The 17,538-nt window shown below is 47.8% G+C and carries 14 protein-coding genes; 8 read left to right on the forward strand and 6 right to left on the reverse strand.

Annotated elements, in window-relative coordinates; genetic code table 11:
• Positions 1-37 precede the first annotated feature (37 nt).
• Complete coding sequence (gene rnhA, locus NDI48_27620) at positions 38-949, reverse strand: ribonuclease HI (protein MEP0834936.1); 912 nt, start codon at positions 947-949, stop codon at positions 38-40.
• A 364-nt stretch (positions 950-1,313) separates the two neighbouring features.
• Between rnhA and NDI48_27625 the strand changes: the two genes are divergently transcribed.
• A complete protein-coding gene (locus NDI48_27625; GenBank protein MEP0834937.1) occupies positions 1,314-3,623 on the forward strand; it encodes a DNA polymerase III subunit gamma/tau in 2,310 nt (769 codons plus the stop codon).
• A gap of 81 nt (positions 3,624-3,704) precedes the next feature.
• Here the strand turns inward: NDI48_27625 and NDI48_27630 are convergent, their stop codons facing one another.
• Positions 3,705-5,135, reverse strand: coding sequence for a glycosyltransferase family 2 protein (locus NDI48_27630; GenBank protein ID MEP0834938.1), 1,431 nt, complete (start codon positions 5,133-5,135; stop codon positions 3,705-3,707).
• A gap of 332 nt (positions 5,136-5,467) precedes the next feature.
• Between NDI48_27630 and NDI48_27635 the strand changes: the two genes are divergently transcribed.
• Positions 5,468-6,730, forward strand: a complete 1,263-nt coding sequence (locus NDI48_27635) for a bifunctional sterol desaturase/short chain dehydrogenase (protein ID MEP0834939.1) — start codon at positions 5,468-5,470, stop codon at positions 6,728-6,730.
• Positions 6,731-6,918: 188 nt separating this feature from the next.
• On the opposite strand, the gene typA is transcribed toward NDI48_27635, so the two are convergent.
• Complete coding sequence (gene typA / locus NDI48_27640; GenBank protein MEP0834940.1) at positions 6,919-8,709, reverse strand: translational GTPase TypA; 1,791 nt, start codon at positions 8,707-8,709, stop codon at positions 6,919-6,921.
• A gap of 249 nt (positions 8,710-8,958) precedes the next feature.
• On the reverse strand, positions 8,959-9,441 hold the full coding sequence (locus NDI48_27645) for an SRPBCC family protein (protein MEP0834941.1): 483 nt from the start codon (positions 9,439-9,441) through the stop codon (positions 8,959-8,961).
• A gap of 280 nt (positions 9,442-9,721) precedes the next feature.
• On the opposite strand from NDI48_27645, the gene hemF reads away from it, so the two are divergent.
• Both hemF and NDI48_27655 read left to right on the forward strand, forming a co-directional pair.
• On the forward strand, positions 9,722-10,768 hold the full coding sequence (gene hemF, locus NDI48_27650; protein ID MEP0834942.1) for an oxygen-dependent coproporphyrinogen oxidase: 1,047 nt from the start codon (positions 9,722-9,724) through the stop codon (positions 10,766-10,768).
• A 166-nt stretch (positions 10,769-10,934) separates the two neighbouring features.
• Positions 10,935-11,303 carry an STAS domain-containing protein gene (locus tag NDI48_27655; protein MEP0834943.1) on the forward strand — a complete coding sequence of 123 codons (369 nt, stop codon included), beginning with the start codon at positions 10,935-10,937 and terminating at the stop codon, positions 11,301-11,303.
• Between the two features lie 94 nt (positions 11,304-11,397).
• On the opposite strand, the gene NDI48_27660 is transcribed toward NDI48_27655, so the two are convergent.
• On the reverse strand, positions 11,398-12,012 hold the full coding sequence (locus tag NDI48_27660) for a chromophore lyase CpcT/CpeT (protein MEP0834944.1): 615 nt from the start codon (positions 12,010-12,012) through the stop codon (positions 11,398-11,400).
• A 194-nt stretch (positions 12,013-12,206) separates the two neighbouring features.
• Between NDI48_27660 and psb29 the strand changes: the two genes are divergently transcribed.
• A complete protein-coding gene (psb29, locus tag NDI48_27665) occupies positions 12,207-12,932 on the forward strand; it encodes a photosystem II biogenesis protein Psp29 (GenBank protein ID MEP0834945.1) in 726 nt (241 codons plus the stop codon).
• 90 nt (positions 12,933-13,022) lie between these two features.
• On the opposite strand, the gene trxA is transcribed toward psb29, so the two are convergent.
• Positions 13,023-13,340: a thioredoxin gene (trxA, locus tag NDI48_27670; GenBank protein ID MEP0834946.1), complete on the reverse strand. Its 318-nt coding sequence runs from the start codon at positions 13,338-13,340 to the stop codon at positions 13,023-13,025.
• A gap of 97 nt (positions 13,341-13,437) precedes the next feature.
• On the opposite strand from trxA, the gene fabG reads away from it, so the two are divergent.
• From fabG to NDI48_27685, 3 genes are all read left to right on the forward strand, one after another.
• Complete coding sequence (gene fabG / locus NDI48_27675; GenBank protein ID MEP0834947.1) at positions 13,438-14,202, forward strand: 3-oxoacyl-[acyl-carrier-protein] reductase; 765 nt, start codon at positions 13,438-13,440, stop codon at positions 14,200-14,202.
• Between the two features lie 337 nt (positions 14,203-14,539).
• Positions 14,540-16,213: a chaperonin GroEL gene (gene groL, locus NDI48_27680; protein ID MEP0834948.1), complete on the forward strand. Its 1,674-nt coding sequence runs from the start codon at positions 14,540-14,542 to the stop codon at positions 16,211-16,213.
• Between the two features lie 133 nt (positions 16,214-16,346).
• The gene (locus NDI48_27685; protein MEP0834949.1) at positions 16,347-17,522 is read left to right on the forward strand and encodes a hypothetical protein; all 1,176 of its coding nucleotides are present in this window, start codon (positions 16,347-16,349) and stop codon (positions 17,520-17,522) included.
• Positions 17,523-17,538 lie beyond the last annotated feature (16 nt).

Raw genomic sequence — 17,538 nt, forward strand, 5'->3', positions numbered from 1 at the left:
GCCAATTAGGACTTTCAACCTTCCAACCTTCTAGCTTCTAACCTTCATCATCTGCTGTATTCACTTGATCCACTCGTTCAAGCTGCCAAAGAATTTGATTGCCCTCACGTCGGACTCGTGACACAATCCAATTTCGCCAAGGCCAGTGGTCGCCGCGACTGGTCACGGCACTGGCATTAACGTCCATTAAGTCAGCCAGTTCAGAACTGCTAATCAGGTAGCCTTGGCGGGCTATCTCATCAGCGATGTGGAGAGTTTCCACCAAGTTACGGAGTTGAGCAACTCTCACCTCGCGAGGTAAGTCTTCAATTGCACCAGCAGGGGAAGAAACAGGTGAATCCATCATGGCTACTTCAGAGGAGGGAAGGCTCATTTGTATAGTCTCGTAAGCTAACTTAGAAACAACGTTTGAATCTGATACTCCTGCTACAGGTGAGTTGGAGTTTGAGTGATTGGAGGGTGGAGTACTCAGGTCAAACGCCTGATCGAGTACCAAGGGCTTACCAACAGAAAAAGCACGAGCGATTGTATCACAACGCTCATTGCCCTCGTTGCCACTGTGCCCCCGAACATACTGCCACTCCACCAAGGGAGAATTCAGCTCATCAAGAGTTTCCCACAAATCTTGATTTAAAACAGCTTTTCCCTGTGCTGTCTTCCAGCCTTTCTTTTTCCAGCCTTTAACCCATTTGGTGATGCCATTCTTGACATATTCGCTATCGGTGTAGAGGATGACGGCTTCGGTTTGAGCCGATGCCTTGAGAACCTTCAACGCCTGAATGGCCGCTTGCATTTCCATTCGGTTGTTTGTGGTTTGAGCAGCCCCGCCGCCCATTTCATAAACGGAGCCATCGGTAAAATAAACTACAGTACCCCATCCGCCGGGGCCAGGGTTGCCAGCGCAAGCGCCATCGGTGTAAAAACATTTAATTTGGCGAGTAGAAGGCATGTGTTTTGAGTTGTAAGTTTTAAGATTCTCTCCGACGATACCTTTGTGTTTGATCAGATGATAATTGCATTTGACTCCAAGTATTTATTCTCCGCCAAGTCCCTGATCCAGCAATCCGTTTAATTGCTTAATGAACGACTCCGCCCATGCTCAACCGCAGGATGAGGAATGGATACTCGGTGAGTTCAATCGCTTCGGTCACCGAGGATCGAGGATTTGTCGTATTTCTTGCCAAAAACACAATTATATGGTAACAAAAAGCCGCAACATTTAAGCCGACTATTCATCTAAGATGGCATTTGCTGGGGTGTCACTCAGACAACAGACACAACCCTTCCCCTCCCCCTCCCGCCCGGATAGCCTCGTGAGTTACGAACCCTTACACCACAAGTATCGCCCTCAAACTTTTGCTAATTTGGTGGGGCAAGAGGCGATCGCGACGACCCTCACCAACGCCATCCTGACCGAACGAATTGCCCCAGCTTATCTGTTTAGTGGCCCCAGAGGTACGGGTAAAACGTCTAGTGCCCGCATTCTGGCAAAATCCCTCAACTGTTTAAAACAAGATAAGCCGACAGAGTCACCTTGTGGTCATTGTGACGTCTGCAAGAGTATCGCCTCAGGTGCCGCCCTCGATGTGATTGAAATTGACGCCGCGAGTAACACGGGCGTCGATAACATTCGAGAGATTATCGAACGTGCCCAATTTGCACCCGTTCAATGTCGCTACAAAGTGTATGTGGTAGACGAATGTCACATGCTCAGCACCGCCGCGTTCAATGCCTTGCTGAAGACGCTAGAGGAGCCACCCAAGCATGTCGTATTTGTGCTAGCCACAACTGACCCTCAGCGCGTGCTGCCAACCATTATCTCACGCTGCCAACGGTTCGATTTTCGCCGTATCCCCTTGGAGTCCATGGTGGGGCATTTGCGGCATATTGCGTCCCTAGAAAACATCGATATTACTCCTGAAGCCTTAACCTTAGTCGCACAAGTGGCTCAAGGGGGACTCCGAGATGCCGAAAGTCTCCTGGATCAGCTCAGTTTGTTGCCTGCACGCGTGGCAGTAGAGCAAGTCTGGGATTTGGTGGGAGCCGTGCCAGAACGAGATTTGATGGCACTCACCAAAGCTCTAGCCTCCGACAATTCAGAAGCGGTTCTCGACCATTGCCGCCACCTGATGGATAAAGGACGGGAGCCTCTGATTGTCCTACAAAATCTGGCGGGTTTTTATCGAGATTTACTCATTGCTAAAACTGCTCCTAATCGTAATGACTTAGTTGCCGTAACGCCCCCAACTTGGACTCAACTGCGTGAGTTTGTACAAGGCATCGATGTCTCCACGATTTTGCAAGGTCAACAGCATCTTAAAAACAGTGAAGCTCAAATCAAAAATACCACTCAACCGCGCTTGTGGTTAGAAGTTACCCTATTAGGCTTACTGAAATCTGCGAATCCTGTCCCTGTCGCCAGCCCCCCTGTGTTCCAGACGCCAGCCGTGAGCAGACAGGAGCCTCAAACCTCTCGCGAATCTTCATCATCCAGTGCCTCACGTCACTCGGCTTCCAGCCAAGTGCCTTCCCCATTCCCTCACAGCGAGACACCACCTCCTGATCCATCGACTCCCTCAAATTCGGTTGTTAACGCACCATCTTCTTTATCTCAAAATCCGACAACTGAACAGAGGGGAGAGATAGCCTCAACCTCGGTTCAAACCGCTACGACAAACGCATCTACTGAGAATTTTACAGATTCTGCACAGTCGTGGGAAGCCAATGCCTCAAAGCCCACCCCAGAGGCGATCGCCTCTTCTTCTAATGTCGAGGAAATCTGGCAAAAGGTACTTTCAGTACTTCAACCCTTTGCTACACAAGCCTTATTACGTCAGCATTGTCACTTGTTAAGCTTTGAGGGGTCAATTGCCCATGTTGGCGTTAGTTCACTGCCTCTATTGGAGCTAGCTCAAACAAAATTACCGAACATTGAAGCCGCGTTTAAAGCGGTTTACAAATCCAAGGTGAAGGTAAGCCTACAAACGAAGGCAATGAATCCTAACACCACAGCGGCTGCTGATAAACCAAGTGTTCAACCTATCATTGAGCCAACATCACAAGTTACGGTTAGCCAACGTATTACCAACGAAACCTCTAACCAAATAGCAAGGCAGGTATTATCGGTACTCCCAGAGGGAGAAAGAGTCGCTGAAGTTTATGCCAAAACCGAAAATACTGCCCTCTTGGAAAAAGCAAATTTCCCCATTCATCAAGAGCATCACCGTAATGTCACAACAGAGGCTCCTGCGCCTTTACCATCCATTGAATCTCCACAGCCGCTCTCAGTCGAACCTATAGATGTAGATGCGGGAGAAATTGAGAAAGCGCTGGGAAACCTCAAGTTATTTTTTGAGGGAGATATTGTCGATTTAAGTGATGATTCCAGCAAGCGTGAACCTGCAAGTATTCAGTCCTGGGAATTCGAGGACGCTATAGAAAAGGCGACTCAGCCTCTAGCGGTAGAGCAAACACAAGAAGATGATCAGGATAAAACTCGTTTAATTCAAAGATCCACTCATTACCAGTGGCAAGAGGGCGAGTTAACAGCCCTCCAAAATTCCCAAATCTCGAAGCGGTTGGAGGAGTTGCAATGGGATGAAGACGAAGATATTCCGTTCTAGAATAGCCATTGAATATCGCTAGAAATCATCCCCGCCCTCAACAAGAGTAAGGACGGGGACTGTCAATTTTAAATCAAAATTCTAGCGATTCGCTTCAAACTCCAAGGTTTCTTCGTCAGTACCTTGATGTACTGTTTTCACCCATTTAAGCCGCTTGGGGCGCACAGAAATTCGCGCTGTCATCCCGCCAATCACGAGCATCCAGTGAAACATGTAAAAGGTGCCGCGTAGTGTCTGCAAGAGGGTAACTAACCCGGTCGAAATATTAAAGGGTTCGTTACGTTTGGTGCGTAACAGTCCAACGAACATTCCGATCGCGGGCAGCGTGAGAGCCAATCCGCTCAGAGGGGTAAGAACCGGTGGATTGTGACGAGCCAGAGCCATTAAAAAATCGGGTAAGGCTGCTGCTGGCAACAGGTACTGGATAATCATGAACGAGAACAAATCCAGTGTTTTTAATGTGCCCATCCGATTACTAACAATCAATCGCCAGTAGTCTAGATAGCGCTGATATCCTCCTTCTCCCCAACGGTTGCGCTGATGCCACAGCGCTACGGCTGTTGTCACACCTTCTTCTTCCACAGGCGGGAAGTCCAGAAACTGGATATCCCACTTGTCCAAGTGCAAGCGAATGGTCAAATCCAAGTCGTCCGTGATGGTTTGTTCGTTCCAACCCCCGCAACGCTCTAAAGCGGCTCGACGCACAAATTGACCGTTACCCCGCAATTCTCCTATGCCACCAATGGCGATGCGCTGCTGTTGGATAAAGGTATCGAGAGCCATTTCGGCCATCTGCCCTCGTGTCCAGAAATTTACCGAAGCATTCGCGATCGCTTTCCGAACCTGCACAGCACCGACTTGCGGCTTGCCAAATAAGGGCAGCATACCCCGCAATACATCTTTCGGTACCCTAGCATCGGCATCAAATACCCCAACAATCTCGCCCTTGGTGAGGGGCAAAACCTGATTGAGTGCGCCTGATTTGCCGCCCCCGGCCCCCTCACTCCGATGCAAAACTTTCAACTGGGTGTATTCTGTCGCTAACTGGTCTAATAAGGCAGGTGTTTTATCAGTGCTGTAATCGTCGATTACCCAGACTTCATAACGACTTTTAGGGTAATCTAAATTACACAGCATTTTGACGAGATTCGTGATCACAGCCTCTTCATTTTTGGCTGCCACGAGGAGAGACACAAACGGTAAATTTGCCTGAGCATCATCCCAGAGTGGTTCAGGCGTCTTTCGGGGTCGAGCGAACAAGAACCGTACCGCCTGAATCCCTAATAGCGCTGTTAAGCCCCAAATTAAGTAAGAACCCCAGGACACTAAATGAAGTAAGATAATTCCTCCCCATAGGAAGGTGAGTACCACAGCCGCTTTCTGTCGGCGTCCTTCTAGCCCTTGAAAGAAGAAGTCATTTTCAAATTCTTCCTCCTCGAAATCCGATAACAGTGAGCTAATCGGGTCTAGTTCACTACCAGACTCATCTTCTGACCAGTAATTCTCCGGCATAATTTACGAGGGTTCACTCCCCATACTTATCAACAATCATTAAGAAACTAGGTTAGGAGATAACACCATACTCCGCCACTTTCGCATTCAGACAGCGATTAGCTAGTATCACGCCGAGAGGACGCTCATTCTTCGCTAACGCTGCGCTATGGCTACCGCTACGAAGATAGCTGGTGCCGTAGGCAATCGGGAGAAAATAGGACTGTAATAAGCACTACTTGCAGCTTCATTGTATCTGAGATTATTAAATTTCTTATACTTTGATGGGCATACTTTAATTTTTTGAGACGTTTTGTAGTGAAGTGGTCACTAAAGGTGTGTGAGATTTGAGTATGGTGACTTCGTTGATGGCGATGACAGCGTGGGGACTGGGTTCTGTCTTGTGGGCAGAAGTAGTGCGAGACTTTTACCACCTCTTGGCTCATTATTGGACTCCTCTGTATCGGCTACATGTGTGGCATCACCGCGTTTTTCGTCCGGATTTAACGGCTGTCAGTGACACGATTTATCGGGAAGCGCATTGGCGCAATGACGTGCCAGAAGCCCTAGTCATGTTGCTGTTGGGGTTATTGCTGTGGGGGGTTGCCTATACCTTCGCACCAGAGCAGCATTGGGCGGCTTTATTGGGTTGTCTTTATACACTTAGCTTTTTATTCAGTGCCATCGCACGGGGAAGTGGGATTAAATGGGCTGAGGAATTAACCGATGTCACCCACCGTCCCGGACAATTTCTGACTCCACCGTCTCGTTGGTTCGTCAATCGCACCTATCACTGGCGACATCACTTTGATAACCAAAAGGCTTACTATTGCGGTACGTTGACGTTAGTGGATCAGCTCATGGGAACAGCTCTTTCGCTTAAAGGTAAAACCGTGGCGGTGACTGGAGCATCTGGAACTCTGGGGCGAGCACTTCTGGCTACTCTTCATGAACGTGGGGCGAAAGTTATGGCTCTTACCTCTAGGGAGCAATCTGTTAGCCTAACCGTGAAAGGTGAAAATCTGCCCGTCAAAACAATGACTTGGCAGGTAGGACAAGAATCTGACTTGGCAGCCATTTTGGAAACTGTAGATATTCTGATTCTTAATCACGGAATTAACGTGCATGGGGAGAGGACGGCAGATGCGATCGCACAATCTTATGAAATTAATACCTTTTCCAGTTGGCGGTTAATGGAACTGTTTTTTAGCACTGTCCGCACCAACGAAGAGATGGCAACCAAAGAAGTTTGGGTGAATACCTCAGAAGCCGAAGCCTCTCCTGCGTTTAGTCCCCTGTACGAACTCAGCAAACGGGCACTAGGAGACTTGGTAACCCTGCGGCGTCTGGATGCGCCCTGTGTGGTGCGAAAACTGATTTTAGGGCCATTTAAGAGTAATCTCAATCCGATTGGGGTGATGTCAGGAGATTGGGTAGCAAAGCAAATTGTCAATCTGGCGGTTCGAGATGTGCGGAATATTATCGTTACGATTAATCCTTTAACCTTTGTGACGTTTCCGATCAAACAATTTTTTGTTGGTCTTTATTTCAAACTGTTCAGTCGCCGTGCTGATTTACAAGATGTTAAGTCAGGTGTAGTTTCGGGGAATTTGTAATTACTCCCTTTCCTGCCCAAGATTACAAGAAAGGCACCGGATCTCATACGAGGAGGCAGGAGGCAGATGGCAGAAGGGAAGAAGGGGCCAAAATAACAATTGGGGGAGAGTGCAATCACCCTCCCCCAAAAATTTGTTGATATCGCCTTTGGATTCAACCTGCGGACGACTATGGCTTAATCAAAGCGTTAACGCTTCACCAGTTTTTTGGTCACCTTCCGCAAGCGCACCGACTTCGGTGTGACTTCCACCAGTTCATCCGATCCGATGTATTCCAGCGCACGCTCTAAACTCATTTCCATCGGCGCTTGCAACTGCACGAGTTCATCCCCCGTCGCAGAACGGTGGTTCGTTAGCTGCTTGGTCTTACAAACATTCAGATCCAGGTCTTGAGGGCGGTTGTGTTCTCCAACAATCATGCCCTTGTACACCTTGGTACCCGGTGTAATAAAGAACACTCCCCGGTCTTCCCCGTTCTTCATCGCGTAGAAGGTTGCCACTCCTTCCTCAAAGGAGATGATCACCCCATTGCGGCGGGTTTCAACATCACCGGAGAAAGGACGATAATCCAGGAAGCTGTGATTCATGATGCCCTCACCCCGTGTCAGGCGCATGAACTCACCTCGGAATCCAATTAAACCCCGCGCTGGAATCACAAACTCTAGTTGAGTGCGACTATTGCCACCAACCTGCATGTCCTGCATTTCGCCCTTGCGCTGACCGAGGCGTTCAATACAGCCGCCCACAGCCGCTTCAGGTACATCTAGCACCAACAGCTCATAAGGTTCGCAGGGTTGACCACTGACTTCTCGGTAGATCACTTGGGGCTGGGAAACCTGAAACTCATACCCCTCACGACGCATGGTTTCGATGAGGATACCCAAGTGCAGTTCACCGCGACCCGAAACCAGGAATTTATCGGGAGAGTCGGTTTCTTCGACGCGCAGGGCGACGTTGGTTTCCAATTCTCGAATCAAGCGATCGCGCAATTGCCGCGAGGTCACAAAATCCCCTTCCTGACCCGCAAACGGCGAATCATTTACCGAGAAGGTCATCTGCAAGGTTGGCTCATCCACCTTAATCAGCGGTAAGGCTTGCGGTTCATTGGGGCAAGTAATCGTTTCCCCAATGTTGGCATTGGCAAACCCAGCAACAGCGACGATGTTCCCGGCTGAGGCTTCTTCGAGGTCGATGCGCTTGAGTCCTTCAAAGCCCATCAGTTTGGTAATTTTCCCCTTGACAACTGCTCCTGTTTCTGTTACAAGAGCGGCTTGCTGACCCGCTTTGATCGTGCCATTGTGGATGCGACCAATCACGATCCGACCGACATATTCAGAGTAGTCGAGGGTGGTCACTTGTAGTTGTAAGGGCTTAGTGACATCCCCAACAGGTGGGGGGACATGACGTAAGATAGCCTCAAACATAGGTTGCATATCCACGCCTTGGGCGTCCAAATCTTCTTTGGCGTAGCCTTCTAGCCCTGAGGCAAACAGATAGGGAAACTCACACTGGTCATCGTCTGCACCTAATTCTAGGAACAGGTCTAAGACTTTATCAACGGCACCGTGGGGGTCAGCTTGGGGTCGGTCAATTTTATTGACGACCACAATGGGGCGCAGTCCCTTTTCCAAGGCTTTTTTCAGCACGAACCGGGTCTGAGGCATTGGCCCTTCATTGGCATCCACAATGAGAATGCAGCCATCCACCATCCCCAACACTCGCTCAACCTCACCACCAAAGTCAGCGTGACCGGGGGTATCAACAATGTTGATTAATGTTTCTTTGTAGCGAACGGCGGTGTTTTTGGAAAGAATTGTAATGCCCCGTTCCCGCTCTAAATCGTTGGAGTCCATGACGCAGTCTGGAACGTCTTCCCCTTCGCGGAAAATGCCAGATTGTTTGAGAAGGGCATCAACAAGAGTGGTTTTGCCGTGATCGACGTGGGCAATGATAGCAACGTTACGAATAGGAAGAGCCATAGAAGCGTCACAGAATGAGTAGGCAGGGGTAAAAAATTCTGCTAAAGATTTCTTAATAATTGTAGCTTACAGTATCGGGTAATTGATGAGGCAATGAGAGGTACAGCCACGTCGCCGTTACGTATCACGTAATCGCCATGAGCTGAACCCGGTGAGAGTTATAGAGGTTTCAGACGTTTCGCGGGTGAATCAGGACTGTGAGCCAAATTAGGTTTAACTTCAGTTCAGAAGCCGGAGTAGGGATTTCTTCTACAAAGCGGCTATCTGTTCGGCGGCTTGTGCTAATTCAGAGGCCACTCGCGCTGCATAAGGGCGAATGAACCACCAAATTAAAGGGGACAACCAGCCTCGTAGCGTCACCGAATAGGATACATAAGTCCCGCAAACGGTGGATTCAATTTGGTAAGTTACCAGTTTTTCCACGCCTGGGATTGCCAGCACACGCACACTGAGTAATTCACCCGGTCGAACACGCTCAACAAAAATTCGGACTGGAATCGGGATTAAACGAGTGACCACCTGATAAATAATTCCTGGTTTAGCAATTAACCCGCTTGGAGCATTGGTACTAGATAGTAAAGGATGCCAAGAAACATCCGCTAAATTGATGATTTTTTGCCACAGAACGTCTACAGGAGCAGTACTTAAGGCCCGATAGGTTCTAAAAAGCGCGAACTTGCACCAAATCCCCTCTCGACCAGCAATTAATTTGAAGGAAAAATTGAGAATCACCAGATACCTCCTCCAACGAACGCTCAGGCCAACCTCTCATTCTAAGCAAATGGTGTTGCGGGTAAAATCCCCTTACTTAGGATATGAGCGCAAATCTTGAAAGACAATTAAGGTTCGTCTTTGTTTAAGGTTTGTAACCAGACACTAAATCAGGAAGACTGCATATCTTTAAAAGAACCAATCCGAGATAGTCTAAGTAAAGTCAAACCATCACGATGCCCATCAGGGGCTACCCGCTTTTGGGTGAACTATTTTGGGTTAACTCCATTGAATTGAGATTATGACAGCTTTTCAGACGGACGCAACGACTACTCCTCAGGTTTCGCCTTCTTTACCACCTGCTGACTCCAGAGAACGAGTCAAGCAGTTGATGCTACAGCTCCAAGATACAATTTGTCAGGCTTTAGAAAAGCTAGATGGGGCTAGCCAATTTCAGGAAGATGTCTGGGATCGAGAAGAGGGTGGCGGTGGTCGTTCCCGTGTCATCCGCGATGGTGCTGTATTTGAGCAGGGTGGAGTTAACTTTTCCGAGGTTTGGGGTGAGCAACTCCCTCCCTCTATCCTGGCTCAGCGTCCAGAGGCGGCTGGACATGGCTTTTTTGCAACTGGTACGTCCATGGTGTTGCACCCTCGCAATCCCTATATCCCCACAGTTCACCTGAATTATCGTTATTTTGAAGCGGGTCCGGTCTGGTGGTTTGGAGGAGGAGCCGATTTAACTCCTTATTATCCCTTTGCCGAAGACGCGGCTCATTTCCATCGCACCCTCAAAGGAGCTTGTGATAATCACCACTCGGAGTATTATCCTGTATTCAAGCGCTGGTGTGATGAGTACTTTTATTTAAAACACCGCCAAGAAACGCGGGGTGTTGGCGGACTCTTCTTTGACTATCAAGATGGAACAGGTCAACTGTATCGTGGTCCTCACAAAGATAGTCCCGCGGCCATTTATAGTGACCGATTGGGGGCTTTAGCGCCACGCAGATGGGAAGATTTATTTGCCTTTATCCAGGAATGCTCGTCATCCTTTTTACCCGCTTATGTGCCCATTGTTGAGCGCCGTCAAGGGCTAGAGTATGGCGACAGAGAGCGGAACTTCCAGCTTTATCGCCGGGGTCGCTATGTAGAATTTAATTTGGTCTATGACCGGGGTACCATCTTTGGTCTACAAACGAACGGGCGCACGGAGTCCATCCTTATGTCTCTACCCCCCTTAGTGCGTTGGGAATACAGCTACAAACCTGAACCGAATACCCCTGAAGCTGAGTTGTACGAGATATTTCTCAAGCCCCAAGACTGGTCTAACTGGACGCCTTTAACCTCATGATTGAAGATATCTGAGTTAAACTAACGTGAGGTGAGTATTTGTCGCACGTAACAAGGTTGAGCGTTGTTTCAACTGAGTTTTCCAAGTTTAATTCAGGCACCAAGTCCGCAACCAAATGTTGCTCCTCTTGAGCTTCAAGGGGGGCTGCTGCTGCAAGGAGGTATTGATGATTCATATTGACCAGAAAACACACACCACCAAAGATGGTACAACTGTTATTGTTTTAGCACCTGTCGGACGCTTGGACATCACTACGGCTTGGCAATTTCGTTTGAAGTTGCAAGAGTGTATTTCTAAACTTAGCCGTCATGTGATTGTTAATCTGAGTCAGGTTAACTTCATTGATAGTTCCGGTTTAACGTCCCTAGTCGCAGGAATGCGAGATGCTGACAAAGTGAAAGGGAGTTTCCGTATTTGTAACGTGCATCCAGAAGCCAAACTGGTCTTTGAGGTCACCATGATGGACTCCGTGTTTGAAATCTTTGAAACGGAGGAAGAAGCCTTGGAAGGAGTTCCCCGGAGCATGGCCACTTGAAAGGGTTGAGGGTAAAAGGTTAGAAGATTGATAGTTAGAAGGTTGAAGGTTGGCTGAAACCTGCAACTGACTTTTCCTGCCAACCTGTAACTCTTTAGAGCGGTAACTCGTGGGCAAAATCTTGACGTTTGGTGAAGCAGAAAGGACCGAGTAAGGCTCCCCATGTGGCTTTTCCGGTCGCTGGGTCAATGCCTTTGTCATAGCTGCGAAATTCCTCAGGTGTAGCCTCAAATCCTAGGGAAATTTGGTAATCTTTGCCTTGATAGCTAAAACTACAGGGCGTATTCGTTGCTGAGAACGCTGAGAATTCATAAGCATTAGGAGAAACTAGACGCTGTTTCACGCTAAGAGTACAGCCCGGTAAAAACTCAATTTGTGCAGTTGTGAGCTGCTTTAATAATTCTGGATTACGACCAGCACCTCGGATCGCGTCTGGGTTCTTAAGCATATAAAACTGCACTTGTAAAGAGGCTGGTGTCGTTGGGTTGGGATACAGCCTCAGAATGCGTGGACGGTAGGGTTGATCGAGGTTAACAATATTAGCCTGTTCAGCAAATAAGGTCAGGCTGTCTTCGGTAAACAAGGGTACCGGTCGCAGCCACAGGCGGAGGTGAACATACCAGACGGGGTCGGCGATGGCTTGTTGTCGATTGTCAAATTCACCCGCCATGTAGCGTGCTAAGGTAATCAATTCAGCAGAATGGGTCATCAGGGTAGAAGGTTGAAAGTATAGACGTTGAGCGACTCTCAAGGGTAGAAGATTGAGAGTTTTATTCACGCTCTAGCTTCAAGGCTCTGCGATCCCGGATTGTAGCTCATCACCTCCCTTTTGGTTCTCTTCACCTTGGCAAACGTGTCCTTAAGCGAGACAATAGTTTTACGTCCCCCCTTACAGTCTGCTTTGTGAATAACCTTCGCACAGTCTCAGATACTAAACGAGACTTTTACAACCATCACACCCGCCCTGTTAACTCGATCTTCCGACGGGTGGTCGAAGAGTTGATGGTCGAGATGCATTTGCTATCGGTCAATGTTGATTTTCACTACGAGCCCATCTATGCGTTGGGGGTTGTGACATCCTTTAACCGCTTCATGGAGGGCTACCGACCGGAACGAGATAAAGCTTCCATTTTTGATGCCCTGTGTCAGTCGGTGGGGAACAACCCAGAACAGTACAAGCAAGATGCCCAATGGCTGGAGTCCATGGCACAGCGTGTAACAGGGGAAGAATTAGTTTCCTGGTTAAGCGCACCAAGACCCCAAGATACTTTAGGGGATTTGTATGCCACAGTCGCCGCGATCGCAGAAAATCCTAAATTTAAATACAGCCGCCTATTTGCGATTGGCCTATATACACTCCTCGAAAAAGCGGATTCCGAGTTGGTTCAGGACGAAAAGCGGCGGACTGAGGCTCTAAAGAAAATTAGTGATGGCTTACACCTCCCTGAAGAGAAGTTGCAAAAAGACCTAGAATTGTACCGCAGCAACCTGCAAAAAATGGAACAGGTGCGACTTGTGATCGAAGATGCCATTCAGGCCGATCGCAAAAAACGGGAAAAACGGCTTCAGGATCAGAATAAGGCGGCTACTTCTGCGAGTGATTCTCAAGAATCTACACCGGGTGTGTGACTCTCCTGAATCTTCTGGGCCCTCTGAATCAAAGCTGGGAGGCGGCTCAGGAATTTGGCGATAGAGAGTAGTTTAAAAGACAGCTAACCTCTAAACCAAGGCTTGTAATCGTAAGAGAATCTGCTCAGCCGGTAAGACCCCTTCAATCCGATCTACCGGCTGACCGTTTTTAAACAGAACTAAGGTTGGCAAAGCATGAATTTGATACTGCGACGCTAGCTGAGGATATTTATCGGAGTCAATTTTGACGACTTGTAAGCGACCCTTGAGCTGAGCGTTGACTTGATCCAGGATCGGAGCCATCATCTGACAGGGGCCACACCAAGTCGCATAAAAATCGACTAATACAGGTACATCCGAGCCAGAGAGTAAATCTTCAAAGCTACTGAACTGCTTCTTAACCGTCATAGAAAAAAATTCCTCTCGTTAGGGTTTCTGCTCGATTCTAGTGCAAAATTCTGAGAGCTGAATCAGGCAGATATTTCAAAATCAAGAGGAATTTTTCATGGAAGACTTACCAACATCTTCACTACGGTTACAGGAGCGCGTGGCTATTATTACGGGAGCCTCCCGTGGTATTGGTCGAGCAACAGCCTTAGCGCTGGCTTCTGAGGGAGCCAAGGTAGTGGTCAACTATGCCACTTCTAGTCCGGCTGCCGAAGAGGTGGTGGCGGCAATTACGGACATGGGAGGAAATGCGATCGCACTTCAGGCGGATGTTTCTAAGCTCGATCAGGTAGATGCCCTCGTCAATCAGACCCTAGAAAAGTTGGGTCGTGTTGATATCCTCGTTAACAATGCGGGCATTACCCGTGACACCCTACTTCTGCGAATGAAACCCGAAGACTGGCAAGCGGTGATTGACCTAAACCTAACTGGCGTTTTTTTGTGTACTAGAGCTGTGAGCAAAGTCATGCTCAAGCAGAAGTCTGGTCGCATTATCAACATTACATCGGTGGCAGGGCAGATGGGAAACCCCGGTCAGGCGAATTACAGTGCAGCGAAGGCAGGTGTGATTGGATTTACCAAAACGGTAGCGAAGGAGTTGGCTACTCGTGGCATTACTGTAAATGCTGTAGCACCGGGATTTATTGCCACAGATATGACCAGTGGTCTCAAATCCGATGAAATTCTCAAATACATCCCCTTAGGTCGTTACGGTGCACCCGAAGAAGTGGCTGGAATGATTCGGTTTTTGGCGGCTGACCCAGCCGCCGCTTACATTACCGGGCAGGTGTTTAATGTTGATGGTGGCATGGTAATGGCCTAGCCGTTTGTCGGACTTACCCGTTTACCTGGGCACTCAAAAAGCTTAGATTCGGTAAATTTTTGCCTGTGACGGTTACGCTTGCGGTAGGCAACCGCAGGCGTCCCGTTTCTAGTGTTTGCTACTTGTGCAGTTCATGGTTCATTGGGGTTGGGTACCTCGTTTTGTGAAACCAACCACTCCAGGCACAGAGTTCACAGAGTGCGGAACAAGAGGAGATAAACAGAGATTGGGGTTGCAGATGCGGATTGGGTCACTCTTAAATTCCTCATTAACTTAGCACTCAGACCTGTAGAGTGCTAAATTGGCTAATGGAGACACGACGAAACACAGGAAACTTATGGCAAAAATCGTTTCGTTTAACGAAGAATCAAGACGAGCTTTAGAGCGGGGCGTTAACGCTCTGGCTGATGCTGTCCGCATTACCTTAGGCCCTAGAGGTCGGAATGTTCTGTTAGAAAAGTCCTATGGGGCACCCCAAATTGTCAACGATGGAATTACCGTTGCTAAAGAAATTGAACTGGAAGACCCCTTAGAAAATACGGGTGCTCGACTCATTCAAGAAGTGGCTTCCAGGACTAAAGAAATTGCGGGTGATGGTACTACAACAGCTACGGTTCTTGCTCAGGCGCTGATTCGGGAAGGTCTCAAGAACGTCGCGGCAGGTGCGAATCCTGTTGCTGTGCGTCGGGGTATCGACAAAACGATCGCGCATTTGGTCAAAGAAATTGAGGCCATGGCGAAACCCGTGGAAGGAAGTGCGATCGCTCAAGTTGCCACCGTTTCTGCGGGTAACGACGAAGAAGTCGGTCGGATGATCTCCGAGGCGATGGAGAAAGTTACCAAAGACGGTGTTATTACCGTTGAAGAGTCTAAATCCCTCTCCACTGAACTCGAAGTCGTGGAAGGGATGCAGATTGACCGGGGCTATATTTCCCCCTACTTCGTGACGGATCAAGAACGGATGACGGTGGAATATGACAATCCTCGCATCCTGATTACCGACAAAAAGATTAGCAGCATCCAGGACTTGGTTCCGGTGTTGGAAAAGATGGCGCGGGCCGGTCAACCGCTGCTGATTATTGCAGAAGACTTAGAAGGGGAAGCGTTAGCCACCTTGGTAGTGAACAAAGCACGGGGTGTCTTGAGTGCTGCCGCGATCAAAGCGCCTGGATTTGGCGATCGCCGCAAAGCCCTGCTGCAAGATATTGCCACACTCACTGGCGGTCAGTTAATTTCTGAAGAAATTGGCTTAAGCCTCGATACGGTGACCCCGGATATGCTGGGAACAGCGCGGAAAATCACCATTGATAAAGACTCTACGACTATCGTCTCCGGTGACGAAAATACGGCAGACGTACAGAAGCGGATTGTTCAAATCCGTAAGCAGTTGGCAGAAACCGACTCAGAATACGATAAAGAAAAACTGCAAGAACGGATCGCCAAACTTGCTGGTGGTGTTGCCGTGATTAAGGTCGGGGCTGCCACTGAAACCGAACTCAAAGACCGTAAACTTCGGATTGAAGACGCCCTCAATGCGACAAAAGCAGCAGTCGATGAAGGCATCGTCCCTGGCGGTGGTACCACGTTGATTCGCTTAATTCCGAAAATTGGCGATATCAAACAGAGTCTCGGTGAGGAAGAAAAAATCGGCGCGGATATCGTCGCCAAGGCATTAGAAGCCCCCCTACGCCAGATGGCCGATAACGCAGGTGTCGAAGGTTCCGTCATCGTTGAGAAGGTGCGGACTAGCGATGTCAATATTGGCTACAATGCTGCCACTGGCAAATATGAAGACCTGATTGCAACGGGCATTATCGACCCCGCTAAGGTTGTGCGATCGGCGCTTCAAAATGCTGGTTCTATTGCTGGTATGGTCTTAACGACCGAAGCCCTGGTTGTCGAGAAGCCTGAGAAAAAAGCCGCTGCCCCTGACATGGGCGGCATGGGCGGCATGGGCGGCATGGGCGGCATGGGCGGCATGGGCGGCATGGGCGGCATGGGTATGATGTAGTCCACAGCCTTGTAGGTAAGAATCCTTAAGAGCAGCTTATCTCTTTAGATATGCTGCTTTTTTGTTGCGTTTACGGATCTTTGTAGTAATACTGGATTAAACAATGGCAGCTTTAGAGGCTGATTGACCGACAATGCTAGTATTTTTCATTCATGGTGTCGCCACACACGATGTGAAATATGCAGATAAGTTGAAAAACTTAATTAAGGAAGAGTTTGACCAACAAAAAAAATCCTTTCCCCATTTTTACTCTAGTTTTTGGGGAGATGTATTAAGGGATGTCGGCAAGATTTGGAACTGGATTCATCAAGACTTACAAGAAGCCCAGAGAGAATATAAACAGGCTGATATTGATAATCTCTTTCGCTACCGACAATTTAGAGAAGGATTTCTCTCGGAGTTTGTTGGTGATTTTTTTAGTTACTTTAATCCTGAACGTGGTACTTATATTAGAAAACTTATTGCAGATCAACTCCATGAGTTTATAAAAAATAATCCCGAAGAAACTGAACTACATATAGTAACTCACTCTCTAGGAAGCGTCATCTTGTGGGATGTTCTATTTTCGGAAAGATTTAGTTCTCTAGAAAAAGATCCAGCTATTTATATTCGCTCAATGCTTAATGGTTTTAGCGAGTCTGGAGAATTGAATAAAGTTAAGCTAAAAAGTATAACGACAATGGGTTCGCCCATTTTGTTTTTAAACATTATGTTAGAAGTTAACCCAAACAAGATTAAACAATTTGCTAACACTTATCAAAATGAACATTTGAGATGGATAAATATTATTCATTCTTCAGATGTTGTTGCCTATCCTTTGCGTTCAAGTTTAAACCTAAACTCCTTTGAAAATCTAGTTTTACGAGATGAGTATATTTCAACTGATGCTAACCTAGCCGAAAAAGCTGCCCGTACTGTTGGTCAAGTGGATGCAGCTATGGCGATAGGAGGAGCTGATGCTCATGTCGGCTACTGGCAATGTCAGCAAACAGCTCGTTTAGTCACAGATAATCTTCTGGGTTTAGAAACCCCTATGATACAGAAGGTGGTTTCTAGATTACATAAAGTACCTGGCATGACCAATGATGCGATGCAACTGAGCCGCCGTGCTTTTATAGATAATACTCTTGCTGAGTTAAAGTTTAGAGATGGTAGCGGAATACTCCGTTTTTGTAACAATCCTTTGAAAATTCATTATGTTTATATTTTTGACAGGGAAAATAACTGTGAATTTGTAGGATATGTTGGATGGATTCATTCGGAGGGGCTTAAGGAGGAAATTAAATTGATAGAAAAAAGTTTTGGATGACGCTAATATGAAAAAT

Origin of the sequence: Microcoleus sp. AS-A8, assembly GCA_039962225.1 — a bacterium.
Taxonomy (GTDB): domain Bacteria; phylum Cyanobacteriota; class Cyanobacteriia; order Cyanobacteriales; family Coleofasciculaceae; genus Allocoleopsis.